The following is a 16,595-nucleotide window of genomic DNA, read 5'->3' as shown; positions in this document are numbered from 1 at the left end:
TATGCTCAAAAAATATAAATCTAATAAGATATATTACCAAAGTACAATAACACTTGCAGGACCTGTGGTCATTTCTCAACTAGGACACACACTGGTGCAGACTCTCGATACCGTTATCATAGGGCATTATGCAGGAACTATATCGTTGGCAGCAGTCTCACTGGTTCATTCTGTTTTCATGGTCGTTTTAGTGATTGGATTAGGCGTTGCATATGGATTAACACCTTTGATTGCGCAAGAAAATGGAAAATCAAATTTTAAGGAATGCGCTGAGCTTCTGTCAAACAGCTTATGGCTTAATGTTGCAGCTGCAGTATTTCTTTTTTTAGTAGTGTACTATGGTTCTATGTTTGCCATGCAGCATGCCGATCAGGATCCTCAGGTAGTTGCAACGGCAAAACCTTACTTGCTTATTTTAAGTTTATCTATTCTGCCTTTAATGGTATTTCAAACCTTTAAACAATTTGCAGAAGGGCTGGGTTTTACAAAACAAGCAATGTCTATAACGATATGGGGAAATGTGCTTAATGTAATTATAGCAGTGATTCTGGTAAAGGGCATGTTTGGCATTGAGCCAATGGGAGTTCAGGGGGTAGGAATTGCAACATTAATAGATCGGGTTTTAATGATGCTGGTTATGATGTGGTATGTACTTCGATCAGAGAATTTTAGGATTTATATAAAGCATTTCTCTGTTAAGTTTATTGATTTTTCTAAAATTATAAAAGTGGTAAAAATAGGATTGCCTGTAGCGATGCAGTATGTTTTTGAAATTGGAGTATTTGCAGTTGCTGCTTTAATGGCTGGTAATATTGGCGCAATTGAACAGGCTGCTCATCAGACAGCAATAACCCTTGCGGCTATGACCTACATGATGGCGGGAGGAATTGCATCGGCGGCAACTATTAAAGTTGGAAATAGTTTCGGTAATCAAAACTACAAAAGACTTCAGAAATTTGCTTATGCGTCTTATCATCTAGTTATCATTTTTATGATGTTTTTTGCTGTAATTTTTACACTCTTTAATCAATATCTACCTTATTTGATAACAAATGATACAAGTGTTGTAGCGCTGGCTGCACAATTATTGTTAATTGCAGCGGTATTCCAACTCTTTGACGGTACGCAGGTTGTTGGACTAGGTACACTAAGAGGAATGGGTGATGTAAATATTCCTACCTTGATAACCTTTGTTGCTTATTGGCTTATTGGACTGCCTGCGGCCTATATTTTAGGAATTTATTTCAATGCAGGAGTAAAGGGAATCTGGTATGGTTTGACTTTGGGGTTGTTAACATCATCTGGCTTACTGTATTTAAGATTCCGATATGTAATAAATAAAGTTTTGGAAAAATAATTTATACGCTAATATAGATTTCTTAGTTTATAAATTCAATTATTAAAGTACAATGTCTGTTTAGAATTTAAGACATAAAAAAAGCAGCAAAAATAGTCACTATTCTTGCTGCTTTTTTTTACAATCTATTTAATAAAAAATTCTTTATGGATCTTAACCCATTGTTCCATTGGAGTCATTTTTACAGGTAGTTTTTCTAAAACCTCCTGCAGGTTAGGATTGAATTTTATTGGATATACGGGCAGATTTGCCAACATTTCATAATATCCTTGCACACCTCTGGCGCTTTCTTCTCCAACAAGAATACTTAATTTATCCCCGAATTCTTGTGGAGGCATTGCGTAGAAATCAATTTTTTCGTCCAAACCAATAGAGAATTTTTCGGCAAGATCATTTCCTTTAAGGTTATCCAAACCGCTAACCATAAATGATCGTCCTGAAAATTCTGGTTTGTATAAAGCTTCTGCCACAAAAGCGCTGACATCTCTTGATGCAATATATCCAATAGGCATATCTTCGGGAGTTGGGTAAGCTACTTTTCTTTCACTTTTTACATAATCGGTTGTATAAGGAGCCAGTAAATTTTCAGCATAAATAGATGGCTCAATAATTACATAGGGTACTCCGCAATTTTGAAGATATTCCTTAGTATCCAGCTTTACATCTTCCATAGGAATCCCTAATTTGTGCGGTGCCAAAAATCCGCTGGTATTCCAAACTATCATTTTTACGCCATTTTCCTTTGCTGCATCAATTACATTTTTGGCAAGTTGAAATCCATCTGCCGGATTAGGCAGGGAAACAGGAATGAGTAAAGCAACAGCATCAATTCCCTTAGTGATTTCTTTCATTTTTAATGCATCAGACATATCGCCTAATACAGGGATTGCACCTGCATCTTCTAGTTTTGAAAAGTTTTTTTCTGAACTTGTAGCAGCATAAACAATTGCGCCTTTATTTTTTGCTTCTCCAATTACATGAAATTGCTGTGAACCTGTGGCTCCAAATACTAATAGTATCATTTTATTTTTTTTATTTAATTGTTTTGATTTTTTGGTAAAACTAATTAATAACTTACTTTTGTACAAGTACTTACGTTTTAGTTGGGTACTTACCAAATAGTTAGAAATATTGAAAATCAATGGAAAAAAATATAAAAATAATTAATGCATGTGATGAAAACTGCCCGGTAAAAAAAGCATTAGGTTTATTGGGAGGAAAATGGACAATGATGATTTTGTATCAGCTTAATACAAGAACTATCAGATATGGAGAACTTAAAAGGGCTGTAGTGGGTATTAGTGAAAAAATGCTGATTCAGGAATTGAATGCTCTTGTAGAAAACAAACTAGTCTGTAAAAAGGCTTATCCTGAAATCCCGCCAAGAGTGGAATATTCATTAACAGAACTCGGTTTGAAGACTTTACCTATTATAGATCAAATTGCAGCTTTTGGATTGGAAAATTTGGTTTAGTTCGCCATGAATCAGGTGTACCTTTATGTTTCCAACAGCTGAATTAACTTTATACAGTATGAATCAAAAACTAAAATTAAGTCCTTGAATAATAGATATCGAAATTATCTGCTAAGTGTATTTTTATAAATAACTCCGTCTTTCATAATCAGCAATAATTTTTTTTCATAGTCTTCGATTATACTCAAATTAGTAAGGGGATTACCGTCTAGTAATAAAATATCGGCATAAGCACCTTCCTCTATAACACCTAATTTCTTTGGATAGGGATTACGCGGTCCGCTCATTGTAAGTAATTCAGCATTTGTAGAAGTAGCCATTTTTAATATTTCATAAGGCGTGTACCAGCGCAATAACTTTACAAGATCTCCCGCTCTTTTTGCCGAATGCCCAGGCTCAAAAAGGCAGTCCGTTCCAAACGCGGTTTTAATATTATATTTTTTTGCAAAATTATAAGCTTTGTCAGTACCTCTCATCATAGTTTGTTGTTTGATCCGGTTCGGTGAGCCATCAGCATAAAGGCTTTTACCTTCATCTATGAAAGGCTGCAGACTTAACCATGCCTTTTTATCGGCTAACATTTTTGCTGTCTCATCATCAATAAGCTGAGCATGATCAATACAAAGTACTCCTGCACGCAATGCTGTTTGTATTGCTCTGGGCGTGTAAGCATGCACAGTAACATAAGTACCCCAATTTTCAGCTGCATCGACTGCGGCTTTCATTTCTGCTTCGGTAAATTGAGATACATCTAAAGGATCGTAAGTTGAAGAAACCCCGCCGCCTGCCGCCAGTTTTATTTGCGTGGCACCAAGACGAAGCTGCTCCCTTACACGTTTCAATACCTGATCCGGACCATCAGCTATTACACCGAAATTATTACGTTCGGTAAAATCAAGGCTTGCTGCAACATCTCTTGGAACGGCATTCGGAAGAAGGAAATCTCCGTGACCTCCGGTTTGGGAAATCATCGCACCCGAAGGATAGATACGCGGCCCAATAATTAAACCTTTGTCTATCGCTTTTTGTAAACCGCCTGCAGGACCAGCAAGGTCTCTGAACGTTGTAAAGCCCTGCATCAGATCTTTCTCCGCAGATTTAATAGCATTTGCAGTAATGTATTCTATATCGCTGTTCATCAGTTCTGTGATACTCATGGATTCCATCATGATATGGGTATGAGCATCAATAAGACCCGGCATCAAAAATTTTCCTTTGCCATCAATAATGGTAGTAGTAGCACCTCCATCCGTTGGGATTGCTGCCGTAGAAATTTTACTAATCAGATTATTAACAATCAAAAGATTTCCTGTAATTATTTTTTCGTCTTTACCATTAAAAATTTGAACATTGTTGATTAGGATTACTTTTTGAGCCATTGTATAAAATGAACTCATTAAAATTACAATTGTCAATAATTTTTGTTTTATACTGCTCATATTAAAAGGGTATTGAAATTATAAAGTACTAATATAGCAAAAGTTATAGTAAGTTATTTAATTGTCTGTAAACGTTTGGCTTAAAAGTAAATCGTAATTTAACGGGGCACCGGAAAAGTAGTAAGATTTATATAAGTAATAAATTAACAGCAGGAATGCGAATTGATAAAAAGCTGCCGCCTGCTTCAGAATTGATACTTTTGTTGGTGAAGATTCAGGACCTGCGGTTGCAGAACCGTATGAGCTCTTATTTGAATATAACAAAGGAGTTTTTGAAGTAATTTAGGATATAAACAAGCAATTAAAATTTTATTTTACAGCTTAAAAAAAGAAATCAAATTTCTTTTTAAGCTGTTTTACTGGGTTAAAAGAATTTTTCTGCTTAACTTGTAGAATCCAAAATCAATTCTTATGGCTTTAAACAGACTTTTATTTCTCACTTTTGTACTCTTTTTTTTTTCCTGCAGCAATAAAAAAGAACAGGATCTCATCCTTCGTGAAAATTCCCTTTTAGAACGTGAAAAACAGTTTGAACATAAGCAGGCAGAATATGATAAACTTCTAAAATTAAAAGACAGTCTGTTCTCTGCCGAAAGCATAAAAGATTCGCTTCCAAAAAATCAGCAATGGCCTGACAGTCTTCAAATTAAATGGAACAGTAAAATGATCTGCAGGGAATCGAACTGCAGCAATTATGTTATTGGCGACCAGCGCATCGAGATTTGGGAGTTTACATCGGATTCAACAGGAATGTATGCCAATGTTTTCAGCAATAAAGAAATTAAACGCGTCTTTACAGGCCGGTATCTTGAAAATAAAATAGTCCTTGATTCTGCAAAGGAAACTTCTGTTAAAAACAAAATTAAAGTTAGTGTGGTACTTGATGATATTAAAAAAAATATCATTAAAGGTACACAAACCGTAACTGGTCAGGATAACTGTATTGCGAAATTCTCAGTTGAACTTACTCCATCCACAAAAAAGTAATATATGCAGCTGAGTATACACCATATAAGTCTTCCTATTGAAGATCCGCTTTTGAAATTTCTTATTGAAATCATCATTATTTTATGCATTCCGCTTTTACTTAATAAAATTAAGGTGCCTCATCTGCTCGGTCTTATTATTGCCGGTGCACTTGTTGGTCCAAATGGTTTTGGTGTGCTTTCAAGAGACAGCAGTGTGGTAGTTACCGGAACTACCGGCCTTTTGTATATTATGTTTTTAGCTGGCCTTGAAATCGATATGGCTGATTTTAAAAAGAACAAATGGAAGAGTATCATCTTTTCGATTTTTACTTTTGCCGTTCCCTTTACTTTAGGGTTTATCGGCGGTTATTACATGCTGGGTTTTTCACCGCTGACTTCAATTCTTTTTGCCAGTCTTTTTTCGTCGCATACTTTAATTGTTTATCCAATGGTAAGCGGTTTGGGTATTGCTAAAAATCTTTCTGTAAACATAACTGTTGGAGGCACAATGATTACAGATGTCCTTTCGCTTTTGGTTTTGGCAGCTATCGTCGGCATGTCGCAGGGAGAAGCAGGAATCGCTTTCTGGGCCAGACTATCGGTTTCAATGGTTGTTTTTACTTTAATAGTACTTTTGGTTTTCCCAATTATTGCCCGTTGGTTTTTTAAAAACGTAGATGATAAAATATCCCAGTATCTTTTTGTAATTGTCATGATTTATCTGGCTGCGCTTATGGCCGAACTGGCAGGTATCGAATCTATTATCGGTGCATTTTTTGCCGGACTGGCCTTAAACAAATTAATTCCCCATACATCGTCCCTTATGAACAGGGTAGAATTTGTTGGAAATGCCATTTTTATTCCCTTCTTTTTAATAAGTGTCGGAATGCTGATTGATTTTAATGCCTTTATACAAAGCTGGGAAACCTTGTGGGTTGCGGCAATTATGCTCGTAGCGTCAATTGGAGGAAAATATATCGCAGCCATGCTGACCAAGAAAACTTTTAAACTTACAAACGATGAAGGACAGCTGATTTTTGGAATGAGTTCGGCTTCTGCGGCGGCTACGCTGGCTTCTGTAATGGTTGGATATAATATTATTATTGGCGAAAATGATGCAGGTGAGCCGATAAGACTTCTAAATGATCATGTGCTCAACGGCAGTATCCTTCTTATTTTGGTTTCCTGCACAGTATCTTCTTTTGTCTCTATGGCAAGCGCACAGCGCATCGCTCAGGCAGATAAAGATAATACTGTATCGGGCAAGAGCGAAGAAAAAGAAAATATACTCCTGGCTGTTAATCATGAGGCTACTGTAGAGAAAATGGTAAATCTTGGATTAATGGTTAGAACGGCATCTAATAAAGAACTTTATGCTGTAAATGTAATTAATGAAGATGCTAATGAATCTTCTGAAAAAAATGCCGAAAAAATACTAGAGAATGCCGTTAAAGCTGCTTCTGCCGCAGATGTAATATTGCATCCCATAACACGTCATGACAATGATACGGCAGGAGGGATCAGTAATGTGATGAAGGAAAAAGAAATTACTGACCTTATTTTAGGACTTGAAGGAGGAAAAGGCTTTTCGGCTTCATTTGTTTATAATCTATATAATGGTTACCTGCGAAATAAAAGCATAAACTTAATGGTATATCATGCTGTCCAGCCGGCTGCAACTATCAAAAAATATTTAGTTTTTATACCTGAGGATGCCGAAATGGATCCAGGTTTTTTTTATTCCATGTTGAGAATTTGGAATATAGGCCGTAATTCAGGTGCAGAAATGAGTTTTTACGGGAAAGAAAAAACACTGAATATTTTAAAAAGAATCGCTAAAAAAGCTTCCATCGAGGCATCATTTAATGTTTTCTTAAATTGGGAAAATGCCCAGCAGACTGCATTGGGGATTGAAGAAAATGAAGGATTAATTATTATGATGGGGGATAGCGGAATGCATTCGTATTTTTCTCAAATGAGAGATATACCTGATCTTTTAAACCAGAAATTTAATAACAATAATTATATGCTTATCTATCCCTTTTCTAAAACCTTGAAGAATAATATGGAAAAAAGATCAGTGAGCAGTCATGATGATTTCGCTGAGATAGGACAGGCGATAAGAAGACTTTTTAAATAAAACTTAAAAATTGAGAAGATCATGTAAAACCAAAAAAGCGGAATTTGCATAACAGCAATAAAACCCGTCAGTATAGATAAAATAAAGACGGGTTTGTCCATAAACATAATCTTCCAAAAAATGTTTATTTAAATTATATGGCTAGAATTAATCTGCCCTATGCAATTCTTTTGAAATATTAAACATTATCTGTCTTATAATGTTTTCTACAATTAGTAGTGAAAGCAGCCTTAATTTAAAAGCACAATACTGCATCTCAATGGTATGTGTGAAAATTGTGCAGAGTTAAACATAGAAAGAAACTGATGCATTTCAAAAGCACAATTTAAAGTTTTATTTTTATTATTATCATTTAATAATATTTAATTTTACTTGAACCCGCCTGATACTTCTACAGTTTGTCCTGTAATTATTTTTGATTCGTCTGAAGCAAAAAATACTGCCATATTTCCAATATCATCTGGCATAGCCATGCGGCCTAACGCACTTCTCTTCACAGTTCCCAGAATGACATCAGACTCAAGGCTGGCTCCTAATTTTGCCACACCTTCTGTAAAAACCCCGCCGGGCCTGATAGAGTTGACCCTGATATTCTTCGGTCCTAGTTCTTGTGACAGTGCATAGGTTATTGAGTCAACAGCCCCTTTGGAAGCCGCATATACCACAGAGTAAGGTTCAGGTCTGGTACCGGCAAATGAACTGATGTTGATAATGCTTCCTCCGTTTTTATCGAACAAAGCGGCGGCTTCTTTTGATGCTAAGAGAACACCAAGCACATTAATATCAAATGTTTTTCGATATGATTCCTCTGTAAATGATTCTAATAATTCAAATTCATAAATACCGGCATTATTTACCAGTGCATCCAAACGGCCATAAATTTTTATTGTTTCCTGAAAAAGTTGTTTTACATCTGTAAGTATTGATATATCTGCCTTAACTGCAGCGGCGATGCCCCCAGATTTGGTTATTTCGGCCACAACTTCTTCTGCATCTTGTTTGCTTGAAGCATAGTTTACTATTACTTTGGCTCCTGATTCAGCCATTTTTTTTGCAATACCAGCACCTATTCCTTTAGATGCACCAGTTACTACAACAACTTTATGTTCTAATATTGTTTTCATTTTTTTGATTATGTCTTTTTTAATTAAATTGGATATAACTTTTTTTAATCAAAGATTAAATTGTGATATTAAAAAAATCTAGTCTGCTATTATTTTTTGATTTCTTGTACTGATTCCGGAGATCCTATAAATAAAGATTGGTCACGCAGAAATGCTGTTATCCAGATTAGAGACAATGGCACTGCCGGATTGAGCATTGAACCATCATGTGATAATTCTGTTGCCATTGCTCCGGCAAAATAGCACGAAAGCAGTATAAAACCAATGCGCATGGTTTTGGGAAAGATAAATAAAACAGCAAAAATCATTTCCATCAAGCCAAGTGTTGTCGCTGCATTAGGCAGATTAAATTTTACCAGTCCATTAACTGACCACGGAAGCTGGATGGCTTTCATAAGACCGCTTAAAACTACCATGACAGTAGTTAATATCAAAAGCGAGATCGTAAGATATTTTTTTATTTTCATTGATTACGTAATGAGATTAATTATTAAGTTGTCTAACTTCTATAATGATAAAATGTCCTATGCGATTCTTTATCAGCCACTTTCCATTATGATTTACATACTCATCCTCATATTTAACGCTGTAGTCTGAAAGAATGTCTTTTCCTTCCACTTCTCTAATCATTTTTAATTGAGAGAAAGAAATGCCTGTAGCAGTATCTGCATCGATTTCTACTTTATGCTGTCCATTCAGTGTAAAGTAAGTTTTTACATGGCCGGCATGCTGATTGAATTCTTTTTCCATGTTTTCTCTTTGAGAAACAGAAGAAACTAAAGTACCATTCATATAAACTTTATAGGTAACATCCGGGGTAAATAAATCCATTACCTGTGAGATCTTTTTCTCGTCACCTAAAGTGGCGTAGTCATCTATCAGGTTTCTTAATTCCTCTTTTACTCTTAAATTTTCTAATGTCATGATTTTATTATTTTTAAAATTATTAAGCAAAATTACAGTACATTTGCTTACAATTTATTAGTTGTTACTAAAAGGTTAGTAGCTTTTAAAATGATAGTTATGTCAAAAGCAGAAGAAAAAAAGATCGAAAACAAGGAATTTACTGAAGAATGCAACACTGTACTTATGGCAGTTTCTGATGCATTGTATGCAATTGGAGGAAAATGGAAATTGATGATTATTATTGCAATGGCGAGGGGGAATAAAAGATTTACGGAAATTCAAAGGCAGGTTGCAGGTATTTCTGCAAGGGTTCTTTCAAGTGAGCTTAAAGAATTAGAGCAAAATGGTTTTATAATTAAAAAAGTATCAGTGGGATATCCTGTAAGTATCGAATATGAACTTCTTCCTTACAGCCAGACTTTGGAAGAAGTTGTAGGAGCCATGACAAAATGGGGGATACAGCATAGAGAAAAAATACGAAATGAAAGTAAAGCCCAATAGGTACAATAAAAAAAGGAAAGAAAATTCAATTGAACTCTCTTTCAAAAGCAGCTTCAATTAGTAAAATTTGTTAATCTCGTAGAGGAAAATTATAAAAAAGAACTTAAAGTCTGCGATTATGCAGAACCTATGCAGGTATCATCTAGTACATTATCCAGTCTCACCAGTCAATTATTAGATAAAAGGCCTTCTGAGATTATCTGCGAATGGATTATAACAGAAGCAAAAAGAATACTCCTTGATACTAATTACAATATCAGTAAGATTGGACATTGTCTTGGTTTTGATGATCATTCTTATTTTGTAAAATATTTAAAAAAAAAGATACCAGTATTTCTGGATTTTAGGAAGTTCAATTTAAAAGAAATATCTTAATATTAAGTAATACTTATAACAATAATTTAGGGCAAAAATGTTTCTTTAAGATACGCTTTTAAATCAGTTGGTTTTCTTCCCAGCAAATTTTCAAGGTCTGAGACATTTATATTATATTCTTGATTTTTTATGATGGCTGCCAGTATCTGTGAATAGTAGATATCCTCATTTTGCAGACCAAATTCTTTTAATTGGTTTTCAAATTCTTCCGGCTCCGGGCTTTCATAAGTTACTTTCCTGCCGGAGAGCTCTGAAAGCATTTGTGAAATTTCTCCAAAGGAGTGTGATGGAACAGCTGTGGTAACGTAAATTTTGTTTTCATGACCTTGCTCTGCTATTACATTAGCAATTGCTTCACCCATTTCCTCTCTTTTTGCAAAAGATGCCTTTCCGTCTCCTGCAGGAAAGTAAATTCCTTTTTCAAGTACCTCTTCACCTATAAAAAAAGGAATGGTTTCCAAGTAAAGTCCATTTTGAAATATTGTATACTTCAAACCGCTTGCGATAATATAATCTTCAGTCGTCATATAGGAATCAGCTAAAGGTCCAAGCAGGGATTTCTTGACATTTCTGTTTAATGCACCACTGGTATAATAAATATGTGATACACCTGCCTGAACGGCCGCGTCAATTACATTTATATGCTCCTGCAATGCATCAGCACCCATGCTGCTGATAAGTAAAAGTTTTTCTACGCCCTGTAAAGCCTTTATAACTGAGGCTTTATCACTATAATCTCCGATATGAGCCTTTATATTTCTGTTCTCAAATAATGCCGCTTTTAATGGATTTCGCACTAATACTGAAATCCTTTCAGCAGGTATTTGTTTTAATAGATTTTCAACTACTATTGTGCCTAAATTTCCAGATGCTCCTGTTACTAATATCATGTTTTCTGTATTTTAATAATACAAAGTAACAGCAACTTTTGACTTGTTTTTTTGACAAAAGTCAAAATCGTTATTTCTTTCTGATCCGGCTTAAAGTTTCTTGTTTAATGCCCAGATAGGATGCAATATGCCCCAGAGAAATTCTTTGGAGAGCATCAGGCTGAAAGGATAATAATGATTGGTATCTTTTCTCAGCAGACTGAGTCTGGAGTGAGTTTACCCGTTCTTCCAGAAACTTGCAGCACTCTTCGGCTATGAGCCTTCCGATTGTGTTCATTTCAGTATGTTTTCTGTACAGAGCTTCAAGATCACTGCTTTCTATGTAATGAATCGTGGAGTGTTCTAAAAACTGTATGTTCTCAGAAGATGGACGCTGCAGGAACAACGGGGTTATGGATCCTAAAATTATATTTTCAAAACCAAACCAGGAATTTACCTCACGATCCTCTACAGTGTAATAAGAACGTACTAGGCCTGTTTCAAGCATAAACAGGCAGGTGATGACTTGTCCTTGTTTGAGAAAAAAATCGCCTTTTGGTCTTGTTTGCATTTTTATCTTCTTCAGAAGTTCCTTTTCTATTTCATTACTGAGAGGACCATACTGTTTAAATTTTTCTATTAGTGCGTTCATTTTTTATAAAATAATAGAGTATATCTTATTTGATCTTTAGTAGTTTGAGCTCAGGAATAACCTTAATTATATAATTTCCACTTCGAATAATATAACCAACTGGACAATTGGTTATTGATATTTGTATCACATAGGAGCGATTATTTTTACACCATCTTATTCCATTGCAAAAATAATTTAAGTGCCTGCCAGTTTCAAAATAAATATTAAAATCTAAGATGAAATGGATATCAAAAATACTAAAAAACGCATAGCAATTTTAGGAGGAGGTCCAAGCGGCCTTTTTGTTTATAAGAGATTGGTTGAATCCGGCTCAGATGATTTTGAGATTACAATTTTTGAGAAAAAAAAAGAGCTTGGAGCAGGAATGCCTTACAGCACCGAAGGAGCAAATATAGAGCATATCACCAATGTATCAGATAATGAAGTACCGCATATAGTATCTGCCATGTCAGAGTGGATTTATACTGCACCTGCCGAATTACTTCAACAATATAATATCAAACCGGATCAATTTAATGAGTATAAAGTCGTACCGAGACTTCTATTTGGAAGTTATCTTGCTGCGCAGTTTGAAATGTTACGTGAGACAGCGAAGAAAATGGGAATTAGCACCAATGTATATTTTGCAAGCACAGTTACAGATATTATTTATGACAGTAAAAATCAAACCGTGAGGGTGGAAACTATAAATGGTATTGATCATGAATTTGATTATGCTGTTATCTGCACAGGCCATAACTGGCCGATACGTTATGAAGGTAAAGTTCCCGGATATTATGATGCACCTTATCCTCCTGTAAAACTGGCAAAGCATTTCAATCACCCAATTGCAGTAAAAGGCTCTTCATTAACAGCAATTGACGCCATAAGAACACTGGCAAGAAATAACGGTTCATTTGAGAAAGATGCTGATGAGGTTCTTTGTTTTAAATTAAACCCGGAAAGTGCAGATTTTAAAATTATGATGCATTCCAGAAGCGGTATGCTTCCTGCGGTTCGTTTTCATTTAGAAGATTCACATCTTTCAAATGACTCTTTGTTAACTAAGGAAGAAATAGATTTGCACAGAAAAAGTAATGATGGATTTTTATCCCTTGATTTCATTTTTGAAAAGGATTTTAAAGAAATATTTCGTGAAAAAGACCCGGAATTTTATCAGCGGATTAAAGACTTTTCAATTGAGGATTTTGTAACTGATATGATGGAACTGCGTGAGCGTCTTGATCCTTTCCAGCTTTTAAGAGCTGAATATGTGCAGGCCGAGAAATCTATTAAAAGGCAGCAATCAATTTATTGGAAAGAAATGCTGGCAGTGTTGAGTTTTGCCATGAACCATCCTGCCAAATATTTTTCGGCAGAGGATATGCAGCGGCTTCAAAAAGTGCTGATGCCGCTTATTTCTATAGTAATTGCATTTGTTCCCCAGAAATCATGTGAAGAATTACTGGCTCTTTACATGGCTGGTGTGCTGGACCTGATTCCTGTCGGCGACGATAGTTCGGTTGAACCGCAGAATGGAGGAGGAGTCTTGTATAATTTTACAGATAGTGATAACAATAAGCAGTCTGTTTTCTATAAAACATTTGTAGATTGTGTGGGACAGCCGCATTTATCTTACTCTGATTTTCCTTTTAAAAGTCTGCTGGATCAAAAAGCGGTTAGTCCTGCGCGTTTAAAATTCAAATCTAAAGAAGCTGGCCATAAGGCCTTTATTAATGATTCACAAGGAGTTCAGAAAGACCAATACGGCGATTATTTTTTGAATGTTTCAGGAATAGCCATTAATGACAATTTTCAAATTATGGATCAATATGGAGCATATAATAAAAATTTATACATTATGGCTGTGCCTTATATCGGAGGTTTAAATCCCGATTATTCCGGTTTGGATTTTTGTGAAGCAGCTTCTCTGCGCATAGTAAAAGATATTTTGAGGGATTAATAAGAGTATAAATTCAAATGTTCCAAACACTCCAATACGCTCCGGGAAATTTCGTTTTCCTTCCACGTTAATTTTTCTTGAACATTACAATGGAAATTCTAAAATAATAATGGGGCTGGATATAATAGTAAAACCATCGAAAAGAACTACATTGCCTATAAAATAAACTGCCGAGATGGAAAGAACTGTACACCTTTTAAGGGATATTGTAGATAATGCTCCCCTGCCTATAGGGGTGTATACTGGACCTGAATTGAAAATAGAACTGGCTAATCTGGCCATGATCAGAACATGGGGAAAAGGTAGTGAGGTAATCGGCAGAACCTACATTGAAGTTCTTCCCGAGCTTCTAAAGCAGCGTATTTTTGACGAGGCGCTGCAGGTTTATACCACCGGTATTGCTTTCCATGCCAAAGACAGGAAGGTTGAGCTTGTGGTGGACGGACAGCAGCAGGTTTTTTATTTCAATTACTGTTTTATGCCGCTTTTGGATCCCGAAGGCCGTATATATGGAGTAATGAATACGGGGATGGACATCACTGACCTTCATATGGCAAAGGAAAAGGTACAGAGTTCGGAGGAACAGCTCCGGATGGCCATTGATGCTTCTGGCATGGGGACTTTTGAAATAGACCTGAGCACACAGCAGATTGCCACTTCAGGCAATTTTAGGACAATCTGGAATATAAATGATACTATTACAAATGAAAAAATAATAGCAAGACTGCATCCTGATGATATAGCAGTGAGGGAAAAAGCGCACCGTGATGCCGAGCAGACGGGTGTGATTTCTTATCAGGCCAGGATTTTAAACGAAGACAATTCGCTGCGCTGGACCAATATCAGCGGCAAGGTAATCAGGGATGAAAATGGGGATCCCGTTAAGATTACCGGAATTATTGAGGATATTGGACGTCAGAAAGCGATAGAAGAGCAGCTTCGAAAAGAAGCCAGGGATACCACCGAGGAGCTCCGCCGTTCGAATGACGACCTGCAGCATTTCGCTAATCTGGTGAGTCATGACCTCAGGGAACCAGTCCGTAAGGTCAAAACCTTTATCAGCAGAATGCGAAATGAAATGCAGTCAGAGTTTAATGACAGGTTTGAATGGTATATAGGCAAGATTGAACATTCTGCGCACAGGATGCAGAATGTCATAGAAGGCATACTGGCATATTCCACTGCAGATAAGAAAAAACAGCCCGTGGAGCGCATTGACCTTAACAGGGTTCTTGAGGGAATTAAGACCGATCTAGAACTGGTAATACAGGAAAAAAATGCGGTTTTTATCAGCTCGAAGCTCCCTGAGATTGAAGGGGCCAGAATACTGATCCAGCAGCTTTTTTACAATCTGGTGCACAATGCCCTTAAGTTTTCCAAAGCTGAGGTGCCCCCCAGTGTGATTATCTCCAGCAGTATCATAGAGGATCAGCAGGGGAATTGGGCCGAGATCAGTATCGAGGATAATGGCATCGGGCTTGACAATGCTTACAGTGAGCGGATCTTCACGGCCTTTGAGCGTCTTCATTCCAAAGACCAGTATGAAGGCAGCGGTCTGGGGCTTTCCTTGTGCAGGAAGATTGCAGAGCGGCATGGAGGAACCATAAAAGCCAGAGGAGAGAAGGATGCGGGGTCGGTCTTTACTGTACTGCTGCCATTAACACAGCAAAGCAGAACGCTTTAAGCGGATTATTTTTAACATTCCGGCATGCCGAGGCTTTATTTTATAATTATAATTAATTTATAATCACAGCGGTTTATCAACGAAAGATTTTTTAAAAAGCGCAAAGCATACGATTTTATCTCAATACTTTTGACGCCGATAGAAAAACGAAGTCCAACAGGATATTAAAGTTTTTATAAATGAGCAGAACCTCTCGCAGACCATATAATAGGTTGACTAATTTAAATCAATTAACTCAGGGTTTGTATCCGGGCTCGCTTGCAGTAAGCAGGCGTCCTCTTTTGTCATTGTAAACAAGGATGCGAAAGACCGTTTTTCTTTCTTATGCAGGACTCCGGACATAATTATCTGTAACGACTCTTTATGTTCTGAATTTCTTATTACTTTTAATATTATTGGTTTATCGAAATCTTTTTAGCATTTATACACTACATTTGGTAGGTTTAAAACTCTTTAAGATGATAATTTCTGAAAATTCCCACCAGGCCTCTGAAGGCTTAAATGAAAAAGAACCCCTGAAAATCATATTGGCTGAAGATGATAAAGATGACCAGGAATTATTCATCGATGCCCTGGATGAGGCAGAAGTACCCTCTGAGGTAACTACGGTTGAAAACGGGCAGGAGCTGATGAACACGCTCAAAGATAAATCCCAGCCCGATCCGGATATTATTTTTATAGATATCAATATGCCAGTTAAAGCAGGTATTCAGGCACTGGAAGAGATAAAGGCTGATAAAGAGCTTAAGGACATCCCTGCCGTTATGCTATCCACTTGGGGCCATCCTGCAGATATTGAAGATACTTTTGAGAAGGGAGCGGACCTCTATGTTCAGAAACCAAATTCTTTTGCCGGCTTTGTACAGATCCTAAAGAAAGTCTTCTTTCTCCACTGGGCAAAAGCTTTATTGAGCCCGGTTAAAAATTTATTTTTTGTTTCAGAAAAGAATATATCCCAAAGGGACTCCTAAGCTCTTACCTGTGCTATCCGTTTATTTTGTCCTTATGAACTGCTTTAGCCATTTTCCCATTTTCTCTGGAGCAGATGAATTTCATTCAAGTCCCCTCAAGAGTCGCAGAGCCCTGTGATGGTCTTTTCATAATTGAATCTTTTATCTTCAAAACGTCAGGTGAATTTAGGGAACTCGTTGTGGGATACCA

The 16,595-nt window shown here is 36.5% G+C and carries 16 protein-coding genes; 9 read left to right on the top strand and 7 right to left on the bottom strand.

Annotation, left to right across the window (positions count from 1 at the left end):
* Position 1 precedes the first annotated feature (1 nt).
* The gene (locus L1276_RS01590; RefSeq protein WP_256527354.1) at positions 2-1,357 is read left to right on the top strand and encodes an MATE family efflux transporter; all 1,356 of its coding nucleotides are present in this window, start codon (positions 2-4) and stop codon (positions 1,355-1,357) included.
* Positions 1,358-1,482: 125 nt separating this feature from the next.
* Here L1276_RS01590 and L1276_RS01585 read toward each other — a convergent pair whose 3' ends face one another.
* Positions 1,483-2,379, bottom strand: a complete 897-nt coding sequence (locus L1276_RS01585; RefSeq protein ID WP_253784770.1) for an SDR family oxidoreductase — start codon at positions 2,377-2,379, stop codon at positions 1,483-1,485.
* A gap of 119 nt (positions 2,380-2,498) precedes the next feature.
* Here L1276_RS01585 and L1276_RS01580 point away from each other — a divergent pair, with 119 nt between their 5' ends.
* Positions 2,499-2,831 carry a helix-turn-helix domain-containing protein gene (locus tag L1276_RS01580; RefSeq protein WP_253784768.1) on the top strand — a complete coding sequence of 111 codons (333 nt, stop codon included), beginning with the start codon at positions 2,499-2,501 and terminating at the stop codon, positions 2,829-2,831.
* A 104-nt stretch (positions 2,832-2,935) separates the two neighbouring features.
* Here L1276_RS01580 and L1276_RS01575 read toward each other — a convergent pair whose 3' ends face one another.
* Positions 2,936-4,270, bottom strand: a complete 1,335-nt coding sequence (locus L1276_RS01575) for an amidohydrolase family protein (protein ID WP_253784767.1) — start codon at positions 4,268-4,270, stop codon at positions 2,936-2,938.
* 411 nt (positions 4,271-4,681) lie between these two features.
* On the opposite strand from L1276_RS01575, the gene L1276_RS01570 reads away from it, so the two are divergent.
* Positions 4,682-5,257 (top strand): hypothetical protein, encoded by a 576-nt coding sequence (locus L1276_RS01570; RefSeq protein ID WP_253784766.1) that lies wholly within the window; start codon positions 4,682-4,684, stop codon positions 5,255-5,257.
* 3 nt (positions 5,258-5,260) lie between these two features.
* Positions 5,261-7,378, top strand: coding sequence for a cation:proton antiporter (locus L1276_RS01565; protein WP_253784765.1), 2,118 nt, complete (start codon positions 5,261-5,263; stop codon positions 7,376-7,378).
* Positions 7,379-7,746: 368 nt separating this feature from the next.
* On the opposite strand, the gene L1276_RS01560 is transcribed toward L1276_RS01565, so the two are convergent.
* From L1276_RS01560 to L1276_RS01550, 3 genes are all read right to left on the bottom strand, one after another.
* Entirely contained in the window at positions 7,747-8,502 is a 756-nt protein-coding gene (locus L1276_RS01560) for an SDR family NAD(P)-dependent oxidoreductase (protein ID WP_253784764.1), read from the bottom strand.
* Between the two features lie 89 nt (positions 8,503-8,591).
* A complete protein-coding gene (locus L1276_RS01555; RefSeq protein ID WP_253784763.1) occupies positions 8,592-8,969 on the bottom strand; it encodes a DoxX family protein in 378 nt (125 codons plus the stop codon).
* 16 nt (positions 8,970-8,985) lie between these two features.
* Complete coding sequence (locus L1276_RS01550) at positions 8,986-9,426, bottom strand: nuclear transport factor 2 family protein (RefSeq protein ID WP_253784762.1); 441 nt, start codon at positions 9,424-9,426, stop codon at positions 8,986-8,988.
* Between the two features lie 99 nt (positions 9,427-9,525).
* Between L1276_RS01550 and L1276_RS01545 the strand changes: the two genes are divergently transcribed.
* Positions 9,526-9,909 carry a helix-turn-helix domain-containing protein gene (locus L1276_RS01545; protein ID WP_253784761.1) on the top strand — a complete coding sequence of 128 codons (384 nt, stop codon included), beginning with the start codon at positions 9,526-9,528 and terminating at the stop codon, positions 9,907-9,909.
* A 129-nt stretch (positions 9,910-10,038) separates the two neighbouring features.
* Positions 10,039-10,284, top strand: coding sequence for a helix-turn-helix domain-containing protein (locus L1276_RS25325; protein ID WP_371924124.1), 246 nt, complete (start codon positions 10,039-10,041; stop codon positions 10,282-10,284).
* A gap of 26 nt (positions 10,285-10,310) precedes the next feature.
* Here L1276_RS25325 and L1276_RS01540 read toward each other — a convergent pair whose 3' ends face one another.
* Both L1276_RS01540 and L1276_RS01535 read right to left on the bottom strand, forming a co-directional pair.
* Positions 10,311-11,174 carry an SDR family oxidoreductase gene (locus L1276_RS01540; RefSeq protein ID WP_253784760.1) on the bottom strand — a complete coding sequence of 288 codons (864 nt, stop codon included), beginning with the start codon at positions 11,172-11,174 and terminating at the stop codon, positions 10,311-10,313.
* 70 nt (positions 11,175-11,244) lie between these two features.
* Positions 11,245-11,805, bottom strand: a complete 561-nt coding sequence (locus L1276_RS01535; protein WP_253784759.1) for a Crp/Fnr family transcriptional regulator — start codon at positions 11,803-11,805, stop codon at positions 11,245-11,247.
* 223 nt (positions 11,806-12,028) lie between these two features.
* Here L1276_RS01535 and L1276_RS01530 point away from each other — a divergent pair, with 223 nt between their 5' ends.
* The 3 genes from L1276_RS01530 to L1276_RS01520 all read left to right on the top strand — a co-directional run bounded on the left by L1276_RS01530 (position 12,029) and on the right by L1276_RS01520 (position 16,405).
* Complete coding sequence (locus tag L1276_RS01530; protein ID WP_253784757.1) at positions 12,029-13,750, top strand: FAD/NAD(P)-binding protein; 1,722 nt, start codon at positions 12,029-12,031, stop codon at positions 13,748-13,750.
* A 175-nt stretch (positions 13,751-13,925) separates the two neighbouring features.
* Positions 13,926-15,434, top strand: a complete 1,509-nt coding sequence (locus L1276_RS01525) for an ATP-binding protein (protein ID WP_253784755.1) — start codon at positions 13,926-13,928, stop codon at positions 15,432-15,434.
* Positions 15,435-15,892: 458 nt separating this feature from the next.
* Positions 15,893-16,405, top strand: a complete 513-nt coding sequence (locus L1276_RS01520) for a response regulator (protein WP_253784753.1) — start codon at positions 15,893-15,895, stop codon at positions 16,403-16,405.
* Positions 16,406-16,595 lie beyond the last annotated feature (190 nt).

Source organism: Flavobacterium sp. HSC-32F16 (assembly GCF_024171645.1).
GTDB lineage: Bacteria > Bacteroidota > Bacteroidia > Flavobacteriales > Flavobacteriaceae > Flavobacterium.
This window is presented reverse-complemented; position numbering and strand designations above follow the sequence as displayed.

Bases quoted from the DNA above. Each gene is read 5' to 3' on its own strand.
- L1276_RS01550 (WP_253784762.1), bottom strand. From the start codon at position 9,426: ATGACATTAGAAAATTTAAGAGTAAAAGAGGAATTAAGAAACCTGATA.
- L1276_RS01560 (WP_253784764.1), bottom strand. From the start codon at position 8,502: ATGAAAACAATATTAGAACATAAAGTTGTTGTAGTAACTGGTGCATCT.
- L1276_RS01570 (WP_253784766.1), top strand. From the start codon at position 4,682: ATGGCTTTAAACAGACTTTTATTTCTCACTTTTGTACTCTTTTTTTTT.
- L1276_RS01540 (WP_253784760.1), bottom strand. From the start codon at position 11,174: ATGATATTAGTAACAGGAGCATCTGGAAATTTAGGCACAATAGTAGTT.
- L1276_RS01575 (WP_253784767.1), bottom strand. From the start codon at position 4,270: ATGAGCAGTATAAAACAAAAATTATTGACAATTGTAATTTTAATGAGT.
- L1276_RS01585 (WP_253784770.1), bottom strand. From the start codon at position 2,379: ATGATACTATTAGTATTTGGAGCCACAGGTTCACAGCAATTTCATGTA.
- L1276_RS01545 (WP_253784761.1), top strand. From the start codon at position 9,526: ATGTCAAAAGCAGAAGAAAAAAAGATCGAAAACAAGGAATTTACTGAA.
- L1276_RS01590 (WP_256527354.1), top strand. From the start codon at position 2: ATGCTCAAAAAATATAAATCTAATAAGATATATTACCAAAGTACAATA.
- L1276_RS01530 (WP_253784757.1), top strand. From the start codon at position 12,029: ATGGATATCAAAAATACTAAAAAACGCATAGCAATTTTAGGAGGAGGT.
- L1276_RS01580 (WP_253784768.1), top strand. From the start codon at position 2,499: ATGGAAAAAAATATAAAAATAATTAATGCATGTGATGAAAACTGCCCG.
- L1276_RS01520 (WP_253784753.1), top strand. From the start codon at position 15,893: ATGATAATTTCTGAAAATTCCCACCAGGCCTCTGAAGGCTTAAATGAA.
- L1276_RS01565 (WP_253784765.1), top strand. From the start codon at position 5,261: ATGCAGCTGAGTATACACCATATAAGTCTTCCTATTGAAGATCCGCTT.
- L1276_RS01525 (WP_253784755.1), top strand. From the start codon at position 13,926: ATGGAAAGAACTGTACACCTTTTAAGGGATATTGTAGATAATGCTCCC.
- L1276_RS25325 (WP_371924124.1), top strand. From the start codon at position 10,039: ATGCAGGTATCATCTAGTACATTATCCAGTCTCACCAGTCAATTATTA.
- L1276_RS01535 (WP_253784759.1), bottom strand. From the start codon at position 11,805: ATGAACGCACTAATAGAAAAATTTAAACAGTATGGTCCTCTCAGTAAT.
- L1276_RS01555 (WP_253784763.1), bottom strand. From the start codon at position 8,969: ATGAAAATAAAAAAATATCTTACGATCTCGCTTTTGATATTAACTACT.